Source organism: Burkholderia sp. Bp8994 (assembly GCF_003853805.1).
Taxonomy (GTDB): Bacteria; Pseudomonadota; Gammaproteobacteria; order Burkholderiales; family Burkholderiaceae; genus Burkholderia.
Genome location: NZ_QTQH01000003.1, coordinates 1 through 17,247 on the forward strand (window position 1 = coordinate 1; position 17,247 = coordinate 17,247).

The following is a 17,247-nucleotide window of genomic DNA, read 5'->3' on the forward strand; positions in this document are numbered from 1 at the left end:
TGTTCCTGTCGGCGTTCCCGAGCGCCGCGCTCACGGGCCAGTCGTTCGTCGTCAGCCACGGCTGGTTCATGCAGTAAGGTCCTCGCCTCCCTGACGGGAGGCGATTCCCGTACTACCGCCCATTCTTGCGATGGCGTGCCGTCAGTCGACGCCACGCCATCCGTCACCGCCGTCCACGGCGGGATTTCTCGGAGCAACTGATGAAACCGCACGCGCGTACAGAAAAGCAGGCCGTCGATGCGGCGGACCTGCAACACGAAGCCGGCGCGCCGGCCGCTGCGCGGTCGCTGCCGTACGAAACCATCGCGCTCGTCCTGCAGGGCGGCGGCGCGCTCGGCGCGTATCAGGCCGGCGTGTTCGAAGGGCTGCACGAAGCGGGCGTTCCGCTCGACTGGATCGCAGGCATCTCGATCGGCGCGCTCAACACCGCGCTGATCGCCGGCAATGCGCCCGAACATCGCGTCGAGCGGCTGCGCCAATTCTGGGAAACGATCTGCCAGCCGGCGTTCTTTCCCGCGATTCCGGCCGCGTTCGAATTCGCGCTGTTCAACAGCATCGACCAGGTCCGCACGTTCTTCACCGCATCGCAGGCCGCAAGCGCGATGATGCAGGGCCAGCAGGGCTTCTTCTCGCCGCGCTTCCCGCCGCCGCTGCCGGGCGTGTCCGATCATCCGGAAAAGATCAGCTGGTACGACACGTCGGCACTGCGCGCGACGCTGCTCAAGCTGTGCGATTTCGACCGGATCAACTCGGGCGAGACGCGCGTGTCGGTCGGCGCGGTCAACGTCGGCACCGGCAACTTCGTGTACTTCGACAACTCGCGCATCCGCCTCGAGCCCGAGCACTTCATGGCGTCCGGCGCACTGCCGCCCGCGTTTCCGCCGGTCGAGATCGACGGCGAGTATTACTGGGACGGCGGCGTCGTGTCGAACACGCCGCTGATGGAAGTGCTGCGCGCGCGTCCGCGGCGCGACACGCTCGCGTTCCAGGTCGATCTGTGGAGCGCGCGCGGGCCGCTGCCGCGCACGATGGCCGACGTCGCGGAACGCACGAAGGACGTGCAGTATTCGAGCCGCACGCGTTTCGTCACCGATACGCTGCAGCGCGAACAGCGCTACCGCAACGTGCTGCGCCACGTGCTCGAGCAGGTGCCGGAAGAGCAGCGCAAGAACGACCCGTGGTGCATCGAGGCCGAAGCGATGTCGAGCGGGAAGAAATACAACATCCAGCACCTGATCTATCAGCAGAAGGCGTACGAGCACCACTACAAGGACTATCAGTTCGGTCTGTCGACGATGCGCGACCACTGGTGCGCGGGTCTCGACGACATCCGCAAGACGCTCGCGGTCAAGGACGGCCTCGCGCTGCCCACCAACGACGCGGGCTTCGTCACGCACGACATTCACCGCCGCCGGTGATGCCGTGTGCGACGGACCGGCGTGCAGGCTGCGCCGGTCCGTCCTCTGTTCCGATTCGACATGCCGATCTTCATTGCGCTGTTCGCGCTCATCGCCCTGGGATGGGGCGCCGTCCACCTGTTTCACGTCATCGCCGCGCAGTTCGGCCAGCCGGTCGCGATCGCGGCCGCCGTGCTCGCCGCCGCGATCCTGATCGCGCTGATCGCATGGTGGATCAAGCGCCGCCGCGACATCGCACCGAACACGAAGGAACAAGGCTGGACCCACATCGTGCATCGCGCGTGGGGCGAGGTGCGCGTGTCCGCGACGCAGGGGCTGCTGTGGCTGTCGCACGACGGCGCGGACGGCCGCTATACGTTGTCGCAGCTCGACGGCTGCGAGGCGGCGCCGATCGGCGGCCGCTGGCATCTCGTCGTGCGCGTGCGCGACGCGGTGCGCGGCGAATGGAAACTGCCGATGATGGACAAGCGCGATGCGCAGCGCTGGGCGCGCGTGCTGATGCTCGCGAAGGACAACCGGCTGTAGGACGGCGGCGCGGTTCCCTGAGCGCCCTAGCGCGCGCCGAGTGCCCACAACGCGTCGAGCACGTGCTGGGTCGACCGCTCGACCGGGCCGGCCCGATGCGCGATGCCCAGTTCGCGCCACAACGCCGGACGCAGCGGCCGCATGACGATGCGTGGGTCGGGCAACGGGGCGCCCGCCTCGTGCGGCAGCAGCGTCGCGCCGTAACCCGCGGCGACTAGGCTCTTGATCGCATCGTTGTAGTTGAGTTCGATGCGCGGCTCGGGCCGGTGGCCGCCGAGCGCGAACCATTCCGTCGTGAGCCGCGACAGGCGGGTGGTCGCATCGTTGAGAATCAGCGGGCGCGCGGCCAGATAGGCCGGCGTCACGCGTGCCGGCAGCCGCCAGTCCGCGGGCAGAAAGGCCAGCACCGGATCGCGCCGCCACGCGCGGATGGACAGCCCCGCGACCGCCGCCTGCGGCAGGGCGACCAGCCCGACGTCGAGCGAGCCCTGCGCAAGCCGCGCCAGTGTGTCGTGCGACGTGAGCACCGCGATCTGGACATCGATGTCCGGATGCTGCTCGCGCAGCCGGGCCACCGCCTGCGGCAACAGATGGGCGATCGCCCCGGTCGATGCTCCGAGGCGCACCCGCCCGGTCAGGCCCTGCACTTGCCGCTCGACGTCGTCGAGGGTCGACTCGACCTCGGCCAGCAGACGGCGCGCCCGCTCCACCAGCACCGCACCGATCGTCGACGGCTGTACGTTGCCGCGCGTGCGCGACAGCAATGGCGCACCGATGCGGCTTTCGAGTTCGGCGACATGAAGGCTGACCGTCGGCGGCGCAAGATGAAGCAATTGCGCGGCGGCCACGAAGGATCCCTGGTCGGCGATTGCGACCAGCGTACGCAGCCGGTCCAAACTGATCTCGCGCATGCCCACCTCTCGTTCAGGAAAACTGAATCCGGTCATCAGGAAATTCAACTTTTCCTATTCTAGGCGTTCGATGGACGATACGGCTTTCCGATGCCCGAAACGAGGAACGCGACCATCATGAGCCTCCCTACTGTCTATATCGACGGCGACCAAGGTACGACCGGACTGCAGATCCACGAGCGCCTGCGGGATCGCACCGACCTGCGGCTCGTCACGCTGCCGGATGCCGAGCGCAAGGACCCCACGCGGCGCGGCGAAGCGATCAACGCGTGCGATATCGCGATTCTGTGCCTGCCCGACGCCGCCGCGCGCGAAGCGGTCGGCTTCATCCGGAATCCGGCGGTACGCGTGATCGATGCGAGCTCGGCCCATCGCACCGAACCGGAATGGGTCTACGGTTTCCCCGAGATGGCCGACGGGCACGCCCAGGCCATCGCACGTGCACGGCGCATCACCAATCCGGGCTGCTATCCGACGGGCGCGGTCGCGCTGCTGCGGCCGCTGCAACAGGCCGGCCTGCTGCCGCGCGACTACCCGGTGAGCATCCATGCGGTGTCCGGTTACTCGGGCGGCGGCCGCGCCGCCGTCGACGCATTCGAATCGAACGACGCCGCGCGCGCGAAACCGCTGCAGGTCTACGGCCTCGCGCTCGCGCACAAGCATGCGCCCGAGATCCAGCTGCATGCCGGGCTCGCGCATCGTCCGCTGTTCGTGCCGGCTTACGGCGCCTATCGGCAGGGCATCGTGTTGACGGTGCCGATCGAGCTGCGCCTTCTTCCGGCCGGCGTGACCGGTGAGTTGCTGCACACGTGTCTCGCGCACCATTACGCCGGCGCGCGCCATGTCGAGGTCACGCCGCTCGCGGATACGCGCACGATCACGCATCTCGATCCGCAGGCGCTGAACGGTACGAACGACCTGCGGCTGAGCGTGTTCGTCAATGACGATCACGGTCAGGTGCTGCTGTCCGCCGTGTTCGACAATCTCGGCAAGGGGGCATCCGGCGCGGCCGTGCAGAATCTCGACCTGATGCTCGGCACGGAGAGCGCTGCGAAAGCGGCTTGACGCCGGAGCCGCGGGTTTGAGCCGCGGTTTGGGTGCGGGTGCGGGTGCGGGTGCGGGTGCGGGTGCGGGTGCGGGTGCGGGTGCGGGCATCATCGTCGGTCGGGCTCGTGCCTCGCGGCCATCGACGTATCGCCGCCTGTTGCGTCGTGTCGGCCCATGACGCGATGGCACGCCCAAAACGGGCATGTGCCGACGTCGCAGACATGCCCCCGTAAAAGCTCACCTTTCGCCGATTTCAGCCCGCATCGTCGCTCGCCGCGGCATTCAACCCGGCGAGCGCCTCCGCCAGAAAATCGACGCACACGCGCACCTTCGCCGAAGCCGCGACGCGTTCCGGATAGACCGCCCAGATGTTCGCCGGCTGAATCACGTCCGGCAGCACGCGCCGCAGCGCGCCGCGTTCGATCAGCGGCCCCGCCTCCCAGATCGAGCGCAGCACGATCCCGCGCCCGGCCAGCGCCCATTGCACGGCCACCTCGCCGTGGTTCGTCGACAGCGCGCCGCCGACCTTCACCGTTGCCGTTTCTCCGCGCAGGTTCAGCCGCCACACGCCGAACGGATGGTCGCGCTCCTTGATCGCGAGGCAGTCGTGCGACGCGAGATCCGCGAGCGTGCGCGGCGTGCCGCGTCGTGCGAGATAGTCGGGCGACGCACACAGCACGCGGTAGTTCGCGGCAAGGCGGCGCGCGATCAGGTGATCGGCGATCTCGTCGCCGATGCGCACGTCGAGGTCGTAGCCTTCGCCCGCGACGTCGACGAGCCGGTCGAACAGATCGAGCCGCACGTTCAGCTGCGGATAGCGCGCGGAGAAGTCGAGCAACGCCGGCGCGACGACGTGGCGGCCGAAGCCGAAGCTGCTCGAAATGCGCAGCGTGCCGCGCGGCACCGAGCGCGTGGTCGAGACATCCTCGACGAGATGATCGACGTCGTCGAGAATCTTCTCGGCACGCGCGAACACGCGTTCACCGGCCTCGGTGACCGTCACGCGGCGCGTCGACCGATGCAGCAGCCGCGTGCCGAGCTGCGCCTCGAGCAGCGCGATGCGCTTGCTCACGTACGCGGGCGACACCGCGAGCTGCTCGGCGGCCGCGCTGAAGCTCGTCAGGCGGACGACCAGGCTGAAGACGCGCAGGTCGTCGAGATTCGGCGATTTGTTCACGATTCGTGGAAAGTCGATTAACCTTTCGCACGATTTTAATCTGAATGGAAATAAATAAAATGGCGTCACGTTCCGCTGCGCACGCTGCCGGCGGCCCGAACAGCCAAGGAGGCTTGCATGAGCGACAAGACGTACAGGATTGCCGTCATCCCCGGTGACGGCATCGGCCGTGAAGTGATGCCCGAGGGCCTGCGCGCGCTCGACGCCGTGACGGCGCGCTTCGGCATCCGTTTCCAGTTCGAACAGATCGACTGGGCGAGCTGCGACTACTACGCGCAGCACGGCAAGATGATGCCGGACGACTGGAAGGCACAGCTGTCGGACATGGACGCGATCCTGTTCGGTGCGGTCGGCTGGCCCGCGACGGTGCCCGACCACATTTCGCTGTGGGGTTCGCTGCTGAAATTCCGCCGCGAGTTCGACCAGTACATCAACCTGCGGCCCGCGCGCCTGTTCGACGGCGTGCCGTCGCCGCTCGCCGGCCGCAACGCGGGCGACATCGACTTCATGATCGTGCGCGAGAACACCGAAGGCGAATATTCGTCGGTCGGCGGCACGATGTTCGAAGGCACCGAGCGCGAAGTGGTCATGCAGCAGTCGATCTTCACGCGTCACGGCACCGAGCGCGTGCTGAAGTTCGCGTTCGAGCTCGCGCAGCGCCGCGCGAAGCGCCTGACCGTCGCGACGAAGAGCAACGGCATCGCGATCAGCATGCCGTGGTGGGACGCGCGCGCGGCCGAGATGGGCGAGCGCTATCCCGAGATCGCCGTCGACAAGCAGCACATCGACATCCTGTGCGCGCGCTTCGTGCTGCAGCCCGACCGCTTCGACGTCGTGGTCGCGTCGAACCTGTTCGGCGACATCCTGTCCGACCTCGGGCCAGCCTGCACGGGCACGATCGGCATCGCGCCGTCGGCGAACCTGAACCCGGATCGCACGTTTCCGTCGCTGTTCGAACCGGTGCACGGCTCCGCGCCGGACATCGCGGGCCAGTACGTCGCGAACCCGATCGCGATGATCTGGTCGGCGGCGATGATGCTCGACTTCCTCGGCAACGGCGCGGGCCGCGAACGCGAAGCGCACGATGCGATCGTCGCGGCGATCGAGGACGTGCTGCGCACTGGGCCGCGCACGCGCGATCTCGGCGGCCAGGCAGGGACGCAGGAAGTGGGTGAAGCGATCGCGGCGCGGATCGCAGGCTGACGGAACGATGCGCAGGGCGCGCGCAGGTGGTCGATGGATGCATGTTCAGGGGTGAGCAACACGACCGGCTGCCGCGCACCCTGGTTGATTCCGATGTGCGGGCCTGGACGCGCGCGTGTCGGTATCGATGTGATTTCGAACGGTGAGCAACGCGATGCGGTGACACGCACGGTCACGTGTCGATCCATCGCCGTAACCGGCATCACGTCGAAGTCGAGCGGTGAGTTGCATCGCGCATCGCTACACACCGATCGAATCCCGCCAGTGTCGATGTCGCATTCGATTCGCGCGCGGGCAACGCAACGAAAGCGCGAGCACTGCAATGCGCACGGCGCTTCCGTCAGCGCAATCGCGCCATTTCCTGCGAAGAATGATCGGTGAGACGCGGGACGTGAAGAATCACACCGTCCCGCACGGAATCGCTCCTTCTCCCGAAAACTCTCACCTCAATACACGGCTCCCGAATTTCCTCACCGTTGAGCACAGGCGGCGCGCTCGATGCGTGATCGAACGCGTTCACGCGTCGTCATCGTGCTGCGTCACAGCCCGAGATCGGACAGGCCGGGATGATCGTCCGGACGGCGGCCGAGCGGCCAGTGGTACAGGCGGTCCGCTTCGCGAATCGGCAGATCGTTGATGCTCGCGTGGCGATGCGCCATCAAGCCGTTTTCGTCGAACTCCCAGTTTTCATTTCCGTATGAGCGGAACCAGTTGCCGGCGTCGTCATGCCATTCGTAGGCGAATCGCACCGCGATGCGATTGCCGCCGAACGCCCACAGCTCCTTGATCAGCCGGTAGTCAAGCTCGCGCGTCCATTTCCGCTGCAGCAGGCCGACGATCTCGTCGCGGCCCGTCACGAACTCCGCGCGATTGCGCCACCGGCTCTGCGGCGTATAGGCGAGCGACACGCGCTGCGGGTCGCGCGTGTTCCACGCATCCTCCGCGGCGCGCACTTTCTGGCGCGCCGTGTCGAGCGTGAAGGGCGGAACGGGCGGACGAACTTCCGAGGAAGCGGACATGGGATGCTCCTGTTCAAGGTTGGGGCCGCGCACGAACGCAGCCGGTTGGGACGCGTTACCGCGACGCTCGAGACACCGTATCGAGCAAGCATTCGGCGGCTGCGCGCGCATCGCGCGCCGCGACGGCATCGCCGCTGACGAGCGCCACGGCGATCGCGCCGTCGATCAGCACCAGCCATTGACGCGCGAGGCGGGCCAGCCCGCGGCGCTCGATCCCGGCTGCGTCGGCATACGCGTCGAACCGCTCGCGCACGAACGCGAGCAAGCGCGCCTTGTGCATGCGCGCGACGACGCGCACCGGATCGTCGGCGTCGGCAATTTCACCGGACGCGTTCAGGAATGCGCAGCCGTGAAAATCGGGTTCCACGAACCAGTCGCGCAGCACATCGAACATGCCGAGCAACTGCGCACGCGGCGACTTGCCGCGCGCCAGCGTCGCGTCGACGAACCAGCGCATCCAGCGTTCGTCACGGCGCTCGAGCGCGGCCACGACCAGCGCCTCCTTCGATTCGAAATGCGAATAAAAGCTCTTTCGCGCGGCACCGGATCGCTTCACGATCGCATCGACACCCGTGGCGTGGATGCCGCCCGAGTAGATCAGCGCCTCGGCCGCGTCGAGCAGCCGGTCGCGAACGGCCGGTTCGCCGGAGAGGTCATCATGTGTGTTGTTCATGGGTTTACGGTAGAACGATCGTTCTCCCTCGTCAACAGCCGCGTGAAAAGGCCCTGCCGTCGGAAGGGCCGATCGCCGCATGGTCCCGATGGCGAGCGGCGCATTGCAGCCGGCGTTTACGACATTTTTTCTTGAAGCTGGCGCGGGGGGCTCACTACACTTCGGTCACCCTGTCTGGCCGAAAGGACATCATGCAGCGACCGGAATCCGCACGCTCCGCGCGTGCCTATGCGGCTTATGCGAAGCGGCTCGACGGCCGCGTCGTGGTACGGCGTTTCGATCCGCGCAGCGATTCGTATGAGTCGCTGACCGCGTTGCTGCATCGTGCGTACGCGCCACTCGGCGCCGCGGGCTTCAACTGTCCGGGCGTCGACCAGCCGGCGTCGGCGACGCGCGAACGCATGCTCACCAGCGAGTGTTTCGTCGCGCTCGGCAACGCGCATCTGGTCGCGACGATCACGATGCAACCGCACGATCCCGATTCGCGTTGCGATCCGTATCGCAGCCGACGCGTCGCGACGCTCGGCCAGCTGGCCGTCGATCCGGTCTGGCAGGACCGCGGCATCGGCCGTGCGCTGCTCGCGTTCGCGCAACGGCGGGCTGCCGCGCGTGGCGCGACGCACATCGCGCTCGATGCGCCGCATGCGGCTGTCCGGCTCGTCGACTTCTATCGTCGCGAAGGGTTTCGGTTGATCGACGTGATGCGGTTTGCAGGACACAGCTACGACAGCGCGATCCTGTGCAAGGCGGTTGGCGTAGCGGGCGCGCCGATGCCTGTATCCGACACGACATCGATCGACGTCGCGCAGCGCGCCGGAGCGGCGTCGTGAGACGCGAAAGCGACGACGATCGCGCGCGGCTCGCACTACGTCGCGCCCGCACGCGGGCAGCACTGCGCATGCGCGGGCTGGTGAAGCTGACGGTCATCACGATCGCGGTCACGCAGATGCTGACGCTCGCGTTCGACAGCCTGCTCGTGTTGCTGGGCGACACGCCGGAAGCCGCGACATTGCTGCTGTTCCGCTTCGTCACGTGCGCGCTGGTCAGCTTCTGGCTTCAGGCGGACGCATCGCGCGCGTATCGGAATGCAGCGCAAAACGGACTCGTGACGGTGTCCGGCGCGCATGGCGATCTGATCGAAATCGCACCGCAATGCCCGAAACGCTGGCTCGTCGTGTTGAGTCTGCAACTCGAGCCGCGATGGCCGAACGGTGAGCGGATCGAATAGCAGGCAGCGCACCGATCGATGCCGGCTGGCGGGCTGATGGGTGAGTTGCATGTCGGTGATCGGCTCACGCCTCGAGGCCGAGCCGTGACCGGGTTGCGTGGTGACGTGCTGGCGCTGACGCAGGGCAAAACCATGACACGCGATGATGCGGCAAGGGCCCACTATTCAGGCACGACAAGCGAAAACGGAAGGGCAGGAAGAAAGGCACGCGCCGAGCGACGCGACGGAGTGGGCAGCGGAGCGGCGCTGATGGGTGAGGTGCATGCGCGATTGAATGTCACCGATGAGTGCTGCGGAATCGAAGTGCGATCGCCCTCGTATCGCTGACGAGAAACGACGTGCAGCCCGTTGAATTCCACGCCTGCGCGACACGCGGCAGCATGATCGAGCCGCCGTTCGGTACGCAAACACAGCTCCCGAATATTCTCACCTTACGCGTTCGTCGAAGCGGCCCAGCCCCGACAAACGCTCATGCCCGCACGAGCGGGGCAGCCGGCAAACGTACCGAACCGCCCCGCCGGCGCTCAGACCGTCCAGTCGAGAATCACCTTGCCGCTTTCACCCGACAGCATCGCGGCGAAGCCTTTCTCGTAATCGTCCGCAGCAAAGCGATGCGTGATGATCGGCGACAGATCGAGACCGCTTTGCACCATCGCGACCATCTTGTACCAGGTCTCGAACATCTCGCGACCGTAGATGCCCTTGATCTCGAGCCCCTTGAAGATCACCTGGTTCCAGTCGATCGCCGTCTGCGCGGGCGGAATGCCGAGCAGCGCGACCTTGCCGCCGTGATTCATCGCCTCGAGCAGGCTCGTGAACGCGCTCGGCACGCCCGACATCTCGAGACCGACGTCGAAGCCTTCCGTCATGCGCAGGTCGGCCATCACGTCGCGCAGCGACTCGCGCGCGACGTTGACCGCGCGCGTCGCGCCCATCTTGCGCGCGAGCTCGAGCCGGTAGTCGTTGATATCGGTGATCACGACGTTGCGCGCGCCGACGTGCTTCGCGATCGCGACGGCCATGATGCCGATCGGGCCCGCGCCGGTGATCAGCACGTCCTCGCCGACGAGATTGAACGACAGCGCCGTATGCGTCGCGTTGCCGAACGGATCGAAGATCGACGCGAGATCGTCGGAGATCTCGGGCGGAATCTTGAACGCGTTGAACGCGGGAATCGCCAGGTACTCGGCGAACGCGCCTTCACGGTTCACGCCGACGCCGACGGTGTTGCGGCACAGATGCCGGCGCCCCGCGCGACAGTTGCGACAGAAGCCGCACGTGATGTGGCCTTCGCCTGACACGCGATCGCCGATCGCGAAGCCGCGCACTTCCTGCCCCATCTCGACGATCTCGCCGACGTATTCGTGACCGACGTGCATCGGCACGGGAATCGTCTTCTGCGCCCAGTCGTCCCACTTCCAGATATGGATGTCGGTGCCGCAGATCGCCGTGCGGCGAATCTTGATCAGCACGTCGTTGTGTCCGACTTCGGGGCGCTTCACGCGCGTGAGCGTGAGGCCCGGGCCGCGTTCGAGCTTTGCCAGTGCTTTCATGGTCGCGCCTCCGTCAGACGATGCCGAGCGACTTGCCGACGCGCACGAACGCGGCGACCGTCTGATCGATCTGTTCGGGCGTATGCGCGGCGCTCATCTGCGTACGGATGCGCGCGCGACCGCGCGGCACGACCGGGAACGAGAAGCCGATCACGTAGACGCCTTCGGCGAGCAGCTTGTCGGCCATGTTGGTCGCAAGCTGCGCGTCGCCGAGCATCACCGGGATGATCGGATGCGCGCCCGGCACGAGCGTGAAACCCGCGGCCGTCATCTGCTCGCGGAAACGCGCGCCGTTCTCGCGCACGCGTTCGCGCAGCTTCGCCCCTTCGTCGCTGCCGAGCAGTTCCAGCACCTTCAACGACGCCGCGGCAATGCTCGGCGTCAGCGTGTTCGAGAACAGGTACGGGCGCGAACGCTGGCGCAGCAATTCGACGATCTCGCGGCGGGCCGCGACGTAGCCGCCCGATGCGCCGCCCAGCGCCTTGCCGAGCGTGCCGGTGATGATGTCGACGCGACCGTCGACGCCGCAGTGCTCGGGCGTACCGCGGCCATGCGCGCCGATGAAGCCGACCGCGTGCGAATCGTCGACCATCACGAGCGCGCCGTAACGATCGGCGAGGTCGCAGATGCCTTTCAGGTCGGCGATGATGCCGTCCATCGAGAACACGCCGTCGGTCGCGATCAGCTTGTGGCGCGCGCCCGCGGCGTCGGCTTCCTTCAGCTTCGCCTCGAGGTCGGACAGGTCGTTGTTCTTGTAGCGGAAACGCTTCGCCTTGCAGAGACGGATGCCGTCGATGATGCTTGCGTGGTTCAGCTCGTCGCTGATCACCGCGTCGTTCTCGTCGAGCAGCGTCTCGAACAGGCCGCCGTTCGCATCGAAGCAGCTCGAATAGAGGATGCTGTCCTCGGTGCCGAGAAACGATGCCAGCGCGCTTTCGAGCTGCTTGTGCACGGTTTGCGTGCCACAGATGAAGCGCACCGACGCCATGCCGAAGCCGTCCTGGTCGAGACCGGCCTGCGCCGCGGCGATCAGGCGCGGATCGTTCGCCAGACCGAGATAGTTGTTCGCGCAGAAATTCAGCACGCCGGCACCGCCGGCGAGCCGCACGGCCGCCGCCTGGGGACTCGCGATCTCGCGCTCGGTCTTGTAAAAACCGTCCGCGCGGATCTGGTCGAGCGTCCCGCGCACCTGGGCGAGAAAGGCATCACGCATCTCAAAGCTCCTGACAGGGATTCGCATCCCGTCGCGCGCCACTCGTGGCGGCAGCGCAACGGCCTGCTACTGTTATAGTCGGTCGTTCGGTTGACCGCATTTATCCGATATTCCGAACTAAAATTCGAAATACCGAACAACTCTAAGCGAACGGAAACCAAATGGCAAGTTCCTCCGCGTCGCGGCGCACGCCTGCCAGCGCCGCACCGCAAGCGCCGGGCGTGACGCCGCCGCGCGTCGGCGAGCAAATCCAGCGCCTGCGCAACGAGCGCAAGCTGACGCTCGACGACCTGTCGCGCGCGGCTGGCGTATCGAAGTCGATGCTCTCCGAGATCGAGCGCGACAAGGCCAATCCGACGATCGCGGTCGCATGGCGGCTCACGAATGCGCTCGGCATCACGCTCGACGAGCTGTTCTCTCAGCCGAAAGCGCCGGAGACGATCCGCGTGGACGGCCCGCACGACATCCCGACGCTCGCCGGCCACGACGGCCGCTATCAATTGCGCGTATGGGGCCCGATCGACCTGGCCGGCAAGTTCGAGTGGTACGAACTGACGCTGCCGGGCGGCGGCGCGCTCGTGTCGAACGCGCACGAACCCGGCACGCGCGAGCACCTCACCGTGCTGCAGGGCGCGATGGAAATCGAAGCCGCGGCGGCGAGCCGACGCCTGAAGGCGGGCGACACCGCGCGCTACCCGGCCGACACGCCGCACGCGATCCGCAACCCCGGCAAGGCCGAGGCGCGCGCACTGCTGATCGTGATTCATCGCTGACGATGCGGCTAGCTGGCCGAAAGGCCAGTTGCGGAAAATACTGTATGTTTGTACAGTAAACGGACATTCCGCCATGCATGGCCGGGGCGGCGCACCGAGGCGCCCGCGCCGGTCGACAGGAGCCTGCGATGACAGAAGAACAAGATTTGGCCGCGCTCAGCTTCAAGGCTGCCGCGCACGACCTCGAACTGATCGTCCGCCATATAGCCGGGCGCTACATCCGTCAGCGCGTCCCGCTGTCGTGGCGCCTGCTGCACGCGATCGAAGCCGAGGCGCTCGCCGATCTCGGTTTTGCCAGCCGGCACGAGGCCGGCATGCGTCAACTGTTCGAACGGCCATCGGACATGACCTTTCCCGAAACGGACGATCCGATCGACTTCGGCCGATCGAACGCGCTGCCCGCCGTGTTCTCGTTCGCGGTCCTCGCGTATGAAGCCGCGGCCAAATCGCAGGAAGCGGCGCCCCGCGAGCGCGTTCACCGCCCGTCGAAGGCGTGGGGCGACTGACGTCAGGCCCCGAGCGTCCGACACGGTGGGCGGCTCCCGCATCCTGCTGTCCGCGACGTCGCGGAAAGGGCTACCATATACGCAACTAACGGAATAAATGACATGTCCCTTCCCACGCCCTCCGACACCCCGGCACGCCCGGAAGAAAAGGATCTGTTCGACCGCGGCGCGTCCGACTGGATCATCTCGCCCGAAGCCGCGTTCGACGCGTGGCTTGCCATGCAGGACTACCGCCGTTCGTCGGCCGACGTCTACCGCGCGCAATGGGGCGCCTTTCTTGCGTGGCTGCGTGCAAACCAGAAAAACCTGGCCACGGTCGATACCGCAACGATCGCGAACTTCGTCGGCGAGCTTCCGATCCGGAAAACGCAGCGAATGCGTTATTTGCGGCTGATCGAACGCGTGCTCGACCACATCCGGCGCACCGAGTTCGCGTCCACCAACCCGGCCCGCTTCATTGCTCAGGATGGCGAAGCGAACTGGCGTCAGGCACGCGACAACGAGCCAACCGGTTTCCTGACGCCGGCCGAACGCGCAAAGTTGCTGGCCTATCTGTTTTCGCCGATCGGCGTGTCCGGCTCCGCGTACTGGAAAGAGCGCCGCGACCGCGCGCTCGTCGCCGCGTTTCTCGGCGCCGGCGTGAAGACCGGCGAAGCACGCGTGCTCACGATTAGTTGCATCAATACGAGCGGAACGTCGCTGCAGATCCCGTCGACGCATCCCGATTTCGCGCGCGAAACCCATCTGGCGTCGTTCGCGATCGCGTTGCTCGAAGCATGGCTCGTGGAGCGCAAGCGCCAGGAGATTCCCGGCGAGCTCGTGTTTCCCGCATCGCACGCCGGGCGGCCGATGCACAAGGCGACGATGCTGCGCGCGATCGACGCGATCGTCGAATCCGCCGGGCTGACGTCGTCGCGCACAGCGCGCGCGAGTCCGCAAACGCTGCGCAATACCTATGCGGCCGAGCTGTTCGAACACGACGTACCGCCCGAGCGGGTCGGCAAATGGCTCGGCTTCGTGCGGCCGATCTCGTCGAACCGGCTGCACCGCGCGTGGAAAAACTGGCGTGACGATCTCGCGAATGGTGACGCTTCCGACCAGGACGAAACTCACTGATGACGAACCGGCTGCTCACGCGACGTGATCCGTGAGCAGCCTTGTGCGGCGTAGCCTCACCGTTTCCCAGCTCCCGAAAAACCTCACCTCACACGTCCCGAATCACCTCACCTGTGTGATCGCTGTGCCGACCGGCGCGTCAATCGCGTGCAAAGCGTGCGATCGCTTCGAATCGTGAAGGCCAGGGCCCCGACGCATGTTCGCATTCGGGGCACGATACTTCGAACCCGTCGTCGCCGTGCGACAACTCCGGTTCGCCGTCGCAATGCGGGCACTGGGTCGGCACGGGAATTTCATGGTCCAGTGACGTTCCGATCGCGGAAAACGCATCGGCATCCAGCTGACCGGCATCGGCCAGGCGCCGAATCAGCGCGGAAATCTCCGGGTTCATCCCGCGGCTCGCGCGCAGCGTATTCACCTCGCGCGTCGCGCGCTCCAACTCGTCGCCCTGGCTGCGAAGCTGTTCCTCGAGCCGGTCCGCGCGGGCCTTGGTCGAACTCAGTTGCTGAAGGAAATCGAATTCCTTGCGTTGCACGTCGCGCAAACCGCTCTGATAGGTCGACGCCATGCTGCGCAGCGAGTCCAGCTCGACCAGCATCGGTTTGACGCGGCGCTCGGCTTCCGCCACCGCATCCTTGATCTGCTGCGCATAGTGTTCGGTGCGCTGCTGCAATTCGGCTTGCAGCGTGTCGATACGGTCGCGCAGCGCCGCGTTCTGCGTCTGTTCGGCATCGACGCGGCCGGCCATGGCGGCCAGTTCCTTTTCGAGTCGGGCGACTGTGGTGAGCAGCGTCGCCTCGTTTGCCGAACCGTGCGTCGATTGCGAGGCCAGCTGCACCTCGAGCTCGGTCACACGCGCCTGCAGCTGCTCGTTGCGGGCTTCGCTGCGCGTCAGCGCGCCCTCGAGGGTTTCCTGGCGAACCGTGGCGTCGCGCAGCCGCTGTTCCGCATCGGTCACGCCGGCGCGGATCTGCTCGCGGTCGACATCGAGACTTTCCCTGGCCGCTTTCAACGCCTCTTCATATAGCGCGCCAAGCAATGCGCCCGCCTTTTCCTCGACCGCTTTCGGAATCGCCGCACCGTCGAGCCGAACCTTCGACGCGGCACGGATCCGTTCCCAGAAATGATCGATGTCCTTCGGAATGTCGCTGGCACTGCCGGTCTGGGTCAGATCGCGGACATTGGCGGCCGACGGCCGGATGCCGAGATCGAAAAACAGGCGCTTGCAGGCATGCAGCGACAACTCCTGGCGGCGCGCGCCGCTCGCGCGTAGCGATTCGAGTTCTTCCCGGATGGCTTCACGTATTTCATCCAGCGTCATAGCAGGACTCACAGACATTGAAATGTTGTGATCATAACGGAATACGTATTTTTTGATACCTGTTTTTGTCGGCCGCGGTGAATTTACGTCACTGTGCACAGAAATCGGCGCTGTGAGCCGATCTGGATGAGCCAGCGTCCCGATTCCGTGAAACAAAGCGAAGAAAGCGAGCCAAGTACTTGTGCTGAAAGCGTTTTTTAGCAAGCCCCGAAAAAGGGCATTTGTTTCACATGATGGGCGTCACGCTCACTGTCGGTGTTCAGGGGTTGGGGTCTCTGTGGAAAACTCGACGACCGATGTCTTGAGAGTATTAGAAGTAAACACCCTTGAACCCTTAGTTAAAAACGTTAACGCCACGGCACAGCCTTATGTAGCAAGGCTTTCCGGCCGACAAGGTGAAGTTTTACGGGAACCAAGGTGATCTTCTGCGGGAGCTGAAGTGATGGGGTTCGGGGATCTGCGTGAGCCGATGCAGGAAAGGTCGTGAGCGGATTCGGGATCACAGTGAAATGCGAGATTTCCCAAAGGTGAGGTTTTTCGGGGCCGCACAGCCATGGAACCCGCGCTGTGCCTGCGCGCACAGTTTTCTGCCTGTGCAGACATAGGTGAGAATTTGCGGGACCTTACTCGCGCCCCTATTCTGCCCATCTTTTGGGCAGTTTTCATGAAAGGTGAGGTTTCACGGGACTCCACAGGGATTTGCTGTGAGGATTTCCGGGAACCGACGGTCATTTTGCACAGCAAAAGTGCCCTGTGGGGCCTGTGAAGCCTGAAAGGTGAGGCTTTTCGGGAGCGAAATCCGGGTTTTCCTGCCCGGATCCCGTTGAGGTGAGCTTTTTCGGGACATCGATCACAGGCTGCCGTTTGCCTGATAGGTGAGTCTTTTCGGGAGCGCCATTTGCTCGAAAATAGGGCAAAGGTGAGGCTTTTCGGGACCCATAACGGGGCGAATTCGCTGAAAAGCCCGCCGGGACTGGCAGAAATCTGATTTTTGCTGTGCCACTTTTTGGCACAGGTGAGAGTTTTCAGGAGTCGATACACAGCTGCCGCCGACGTTCGCCTAACGCAAAGGTGAGGCTTTTCGGGGGGCGATCGCCGGACACAGCGGAACGCCTGCTGCACATAAGTATCGGACGGCATTGACATTTTTGATACCGCGGCGGTTACGGTGAGGTTTTTCGGGAGCCATATCCGCGTCCGTTGGAGCGCCACTTTTTCAATAAGGTGAGGCTTTTCGGGAGGTCCTGGCTGGCGATCCCGCGTGTGCCGGGGACTCGTCTGGATCCGGGGCACAGAATTCCGAGCCGTTGAGGTGAGAATTTTCGGGACCGAACGGTTTCCGTGCGCTGTACAATGCGCGCCCGGGCCTGTGAATCGGCTTCGATGGCCTCGAGGCGCATCCTTTTTGGCGCGCTTCCCGGGTGCCGGGCGTGGTTGCGGTCGCCTCGGTACAGCCACGCCTGTACATGCATACAGGCCGGTGCGGGCCTGTCCGCTCGATGTCGCGACGTCCAGTGGCGACCCTGTGACGAGGACCCCGGAAGTGCAGTCGCAAAATTACGAC

At 65.4% G+C, this 17,247-nt stretch carries 17 protein-coding genes; 10 read left to right on the plus strand and 7 right to left on the minus strand.

What is annotated here, in order from left to right:
• The first annotated feature begins 200 nt into the window (after positions 1-200).
• Both DIE04_RS03510 and DIE04_RS03515 read left to right on the plus strand, forming a co-directional pair.
• Positions 201-1,418, plus strand: coding sequence for a patatin-like phospholipase family protein (locus DIE04_RS03510; protein WP_185500303.1), 1,218 nt, complete (start codon positions 201-203; stop codon positions 1,416-1,418).
• Positions 1,419-1,478: 60 nt separating this feature from the next.
• On the plus strand, positions 1,479-1,943 hold the full coding sequence (locus DIE04_RS03515; RefSeq protein WP_124520195.1) for a hypothetical protein: 465 nt from the start codon (positions 1,479-1,481) through the stop codon (positions 1,941-1,943).
• Positions 1,944-1,969: 26 nt separating this feature from the next.
• Here DIE04_RS03515 and DIE04_RS03520 read toward each other — a convergent pair whose 3' ends face one another.
• The gene (locus DIE04_RS03520; RefSeq protein ID WP_044849281.1) at positions 1,970-2,854 is read right to left on the minus strand and encodes a LysR family transcriptional regulator; all 885 of its coding nucleotides are present in this window, start codon (positions 2,852-2,854) and stop codon (positions 1,970-1,972) included.
• Between the two features lie 117 nt (positions 2,855-2,971).
• Here DIE04_RS03520 and argC point away from each other — a divergent pair, with 117 nt between their 5' ends.
• Positions 2,972-3,919: an N-acetyl-gamma-glutamyl-phosphate reductase gene (argC, locus tag DIE04_RS03525; protein WP_124520194.1), complete on the plus strand. Its 948-nt coding sequence runs from the start codon at positions 2,972-2,974 to the stop codon at positions 3,917-3,919.
• A 235-nt stretch (positions 3,920-4,154) separates the two neighbouring features.
• On the opposite strand, the gene DIE04_RS03530 is transcribed toward argC, so the two are convergent.
• The gene (locus tag DIE04_RS03530; RefSeq protein ID WP_124520192.1) at positions 4,155-5,078 is read right to left on the minus strand and encodes a LysR substrate-binding domain-containing protein; all 924 of its coding nucleotides are present in this window, start codon (positions 5,076-5,078) and stop codon (positions 4,155-4,157) included.
• A gap of 117 nt (positions 5,079-5,195) precedes the next feature.
• Here DIE04_RS03530 and DIE04_RS03535 point away from each other — a divergent pair, with 117 nt between their 5' ends.
• Positions 5,196-6,281: a tartrate dehydrogenase gene (locus tag DIE04_RS03535; protein ID WP_044848750.1), complete on the plus strand. Its 1,086-nt coding sequence runs from the start codon at positions 5,196-5,198 to the stop codon at positions 6,279-6,281.
• 51 nt (positions 6,282-6,332) lie between these two features.
• Entirely contained in the window at positions 6,333-6,662 is a 330-nt protein-coding gene (locus DIE04_RS03540) for a hypothetical protein (protein ID WP_124520190.1), read from the plus strand.
• Positions 6,663-6,820: 158 nt separating this feature from the next.
• On the opposite strand, the gene DIE04_RS03545 is transcribed toward DIE04_RS03540, so the two are convergent.
• Both DIE04_RS03545 and DIE04_RS03550 read right to left on the minus strand, forming a co-directional pair.
• Positions 6,821-7,300, minus strand: coding sequence for a nuclear transport factor 2 family protein (locus tag DIE04_RS03545; protein WP_124520188.1), 480 nt, complete (start codon positions 7,298-7,300; stop codon positions 6,821-6,823).
• Positions 7,301-7,355: 55 nt separating this feature from the next.
• Positions 7,356-7,973, minus strand: coding sequence for a TetR/AcrR family transcriptional regulator (locus DIE04_RS03550; protein ID WP_124520186.1), 618 nt, complete (start codon positions 7,971-7,973; stop codon positions 7,356-7,358).
• A 191-nt stretch (positions 7,974-8,164) separates the two neighbouring features.
• On the opposite strand from DIE04_RS03550, the gene DIE04_RS03555 reads away from it, so the two are divergent.
• Together DIE04_RS03555 and DIE04_RS03560 are read left to right on the plus strand one after the other, a co-directional pair.
• Positions 8,165-8,803: a GNAT family N-acetyltransferase gene (locus DIE04_RS03555; RefSeq protein ID WP_124520184.1), complete on the plus strand. Its 639-nt coding sequence runs from the start codon at positions 8,165-8,167 to the stop codon at positions 8,801-8,803.
• Complete coding sequence (locus tag DIE04_RS03560; RefSeq protein ID WP_124520182.1) at positions 8,800-9,201, plus strand: hypothetical protein; 402 nt, start codon at positions 8,800-8,802, stop codon at positions 9,199-9,201. The genes DIE04_RS03555 and DIE04_RS03560 overlap by 4 nt, the downstream gene beginning before the upstream one ends.
• A gap of 524 nt (positions 9,202-9,725) precedes the next feature.
• Here DIE04_RS03560 and tdh read toward each other — a convergent pair.
• Positions 9,726-10,754: an L-threonine 3-dehydrogenase gene (tdh, locus tag DIE04_RS03565; protein WP_124520178.1), complete on the minus strand. Its 1,029-nt coding sequence runs from the start codon at positions 10,752-10,754 to the stop codon at positions 9,726-9,728.
• A gap of 13 nt (positions 10,755-10,767) precedes the next feature.
• Positions 10,768-11,967, minus strand: coding sequence for a glycine C-acetyltransferase (locus tag DIE04_RS03570; RefSeq protein WP_124485968.1), 1,200 nt, complete (start codon positions 11,965-11,967; stop codon positions 10,768-10,770).
• Between the two features lie 161 nt (positions 11,968-12,128).
• Between DIE04_RS03570 and DIE04_RS03575 the strand changes: the two genes are divergently transcribed.
• The 3 genes from DIE04_RS03575 to DIE04_RS03585 all read left to right on the plus strand — a co-directional run bounded on the left by DIE04_RS03575 (position 12,129) and on the right by DIE04_RS03585 (position 14,362).
• Positions 12,129-12,740: a helix-turn-helix domain-containing protein gene (locus DIE04_RS03575; protein ID WP_124485969.1), complete on the plus strand. Its 612-nt coding sequence runs from the start codon at positions 12,129-12,131 to the stop codon at positions 12,738-12,740.
• Positions 12,741-12,868: 128 nt separating this feature from the next.
• Positions 12,869-13,246: a DUF2471 family protein gene (locus DIE04_RS03580; RefSeq protein ID WP_124485970.1), complete on the plus strand. Its 378-nt coding sequence runs from the start codon at positions 12,869-12,871 to the stop codon at positions 13,244-13,246.
• A gap of 102 nt (positions 13,247-13,348) precedes the next feature.
• Entirely contained in the window at positions 13,349-14,362 is a 1,014-nt protein-coding gene (locus tag DIE04_RS03585; RefSeq protein ID WP_124485971.1) for a tyrosine-type recombinase/integrase, read from the plus strand.
• Positions 14,363-14,501: 139 nt separating this feature from the next.
• On the opposite strand, the gene DIE04_RS03590 is transcribed toward DIE04_RS03585, so the two are convergent.
• Positions 14,502-15,683 carry a DNA-binding protein gene (locus DIE04_RS03590; RefSeq protein ID WP_044848759.1) on the minus strand — a complete coding sequence of 394 codons (1,182 nt, stop codon included), beginning with the start codon at positions 15,681-15,683 and terminating at the stop codon, positions 14,502-14,504.
• Positions 15,684-17,247 lie beyond the last annotated feature (1,564 nt).

What these genes read in the sequence shown, in the direction of transcription:
- DIE04_RS03520 (WP_044849281.1), bottom strand. Translation starts at nt 2,854, where the DNA reads ATGCGCGAGATCAGTTTGGACCGGCTGCGTACGCTGGTCGCAATCGCC.
- DIE04_RS03590 (WP_044848759.1), bottom strand. Translation starts at nt 15,683, where the DNA reads ATGACGCTGGATGAAATACGTGAAGCCATCCGGGAAGAACTCGAATCG.
- DIE04_RS03550 (WP_124520186.1), bottom strand. Translation starts at nt 7,973, where the DNA reads ATGAACAACACACATGATGACCTCTCCGGCGAACCGGCCGTTCGCGAC.
- DIE04_RS03515 (WP_124520195.1), top strand. Translation starts at nt 1,479, where the DNA reads ATGCCGATCTTCATTGCGCTGTTCGCGCTCATCGCCCTGGGATGGGGC.
- DIE04_RS03535 (WP_044848750.1), top strand. Translation starts at nt 5,196, where the DNA reads ATGAGCGACAAGACGTACAGGATTGCCGTCATCCCCGGTGACGGCATC.
- DIE04_RS03580 (WP_124485970.1), top strand. Translation starts at nt 12,869, where the DNA reads ATGACAGAAGAACAAGATTTGGCCGCGCTCAGCTTCAAGGCTGCCGCG.
- DIE04_RS03555 (WP_124520184.1), top strand. Translation starts at nt 8,165, where the DNA reads ATGCAGCGACCGGAATCCGCACGCTCCGCGCGTGCCTATGCGGCTTAT.
- DIE04_RS03585 (WP_124485971.1), top strand. Translation starts at nt 13,349, where the DNA reads ATGTCCCTTCCCACGCCCTCCGACACCCCGGCACGCCCGGAAGAAAAG.
- DIE04_RS03570 (WP_124485968.1), bottom strand. Translation starts at nt 11,967, where the DNA reads ATGCGTGATGCCTTTCTCGCCCAGGTGCGCGGGACGCTCGACCAGATC.
- argC (WP_124520194.1), top strand. Translation starts at nt 2,972, where the DNA reads ATGAGCCTCCCTACTGTCTATATCGACGGCGACCAAGGTACGACCGGA.
- DIE04_RS03545 (WP_124520188.1), bottom strand. Translation starts at nt 7,300, where the DNA reads ATGTCCGCTTCCTCGGAAGTTCGTCCGCCCGTTCCGCCCTTCACGCTC.
- tdh (WP_124520178.1), bottom strand. Translation starts at nt 10,754, where the DNA reads ATGAAAGCACTGGCAAAGCTCGAACGCGGCCCGGGCCTCACGCTCACG.
- DIE04_RS03575 (WP_124485969.1), top strand. Translation starts at nt 12,129, where the DNA reads ATGGCAAGTTCCTCCGCGTCGCGGCGCACGCCTGCCAGCGCCGCACCG.
- DIE04_RS03510 (WP_185500303.1), top strand. Translation starts at nt 201, where the DNA reads ATGAAACCGCACGCGCGTACAGAAAAGCAGGCCGTCGATGCGGCGGAC.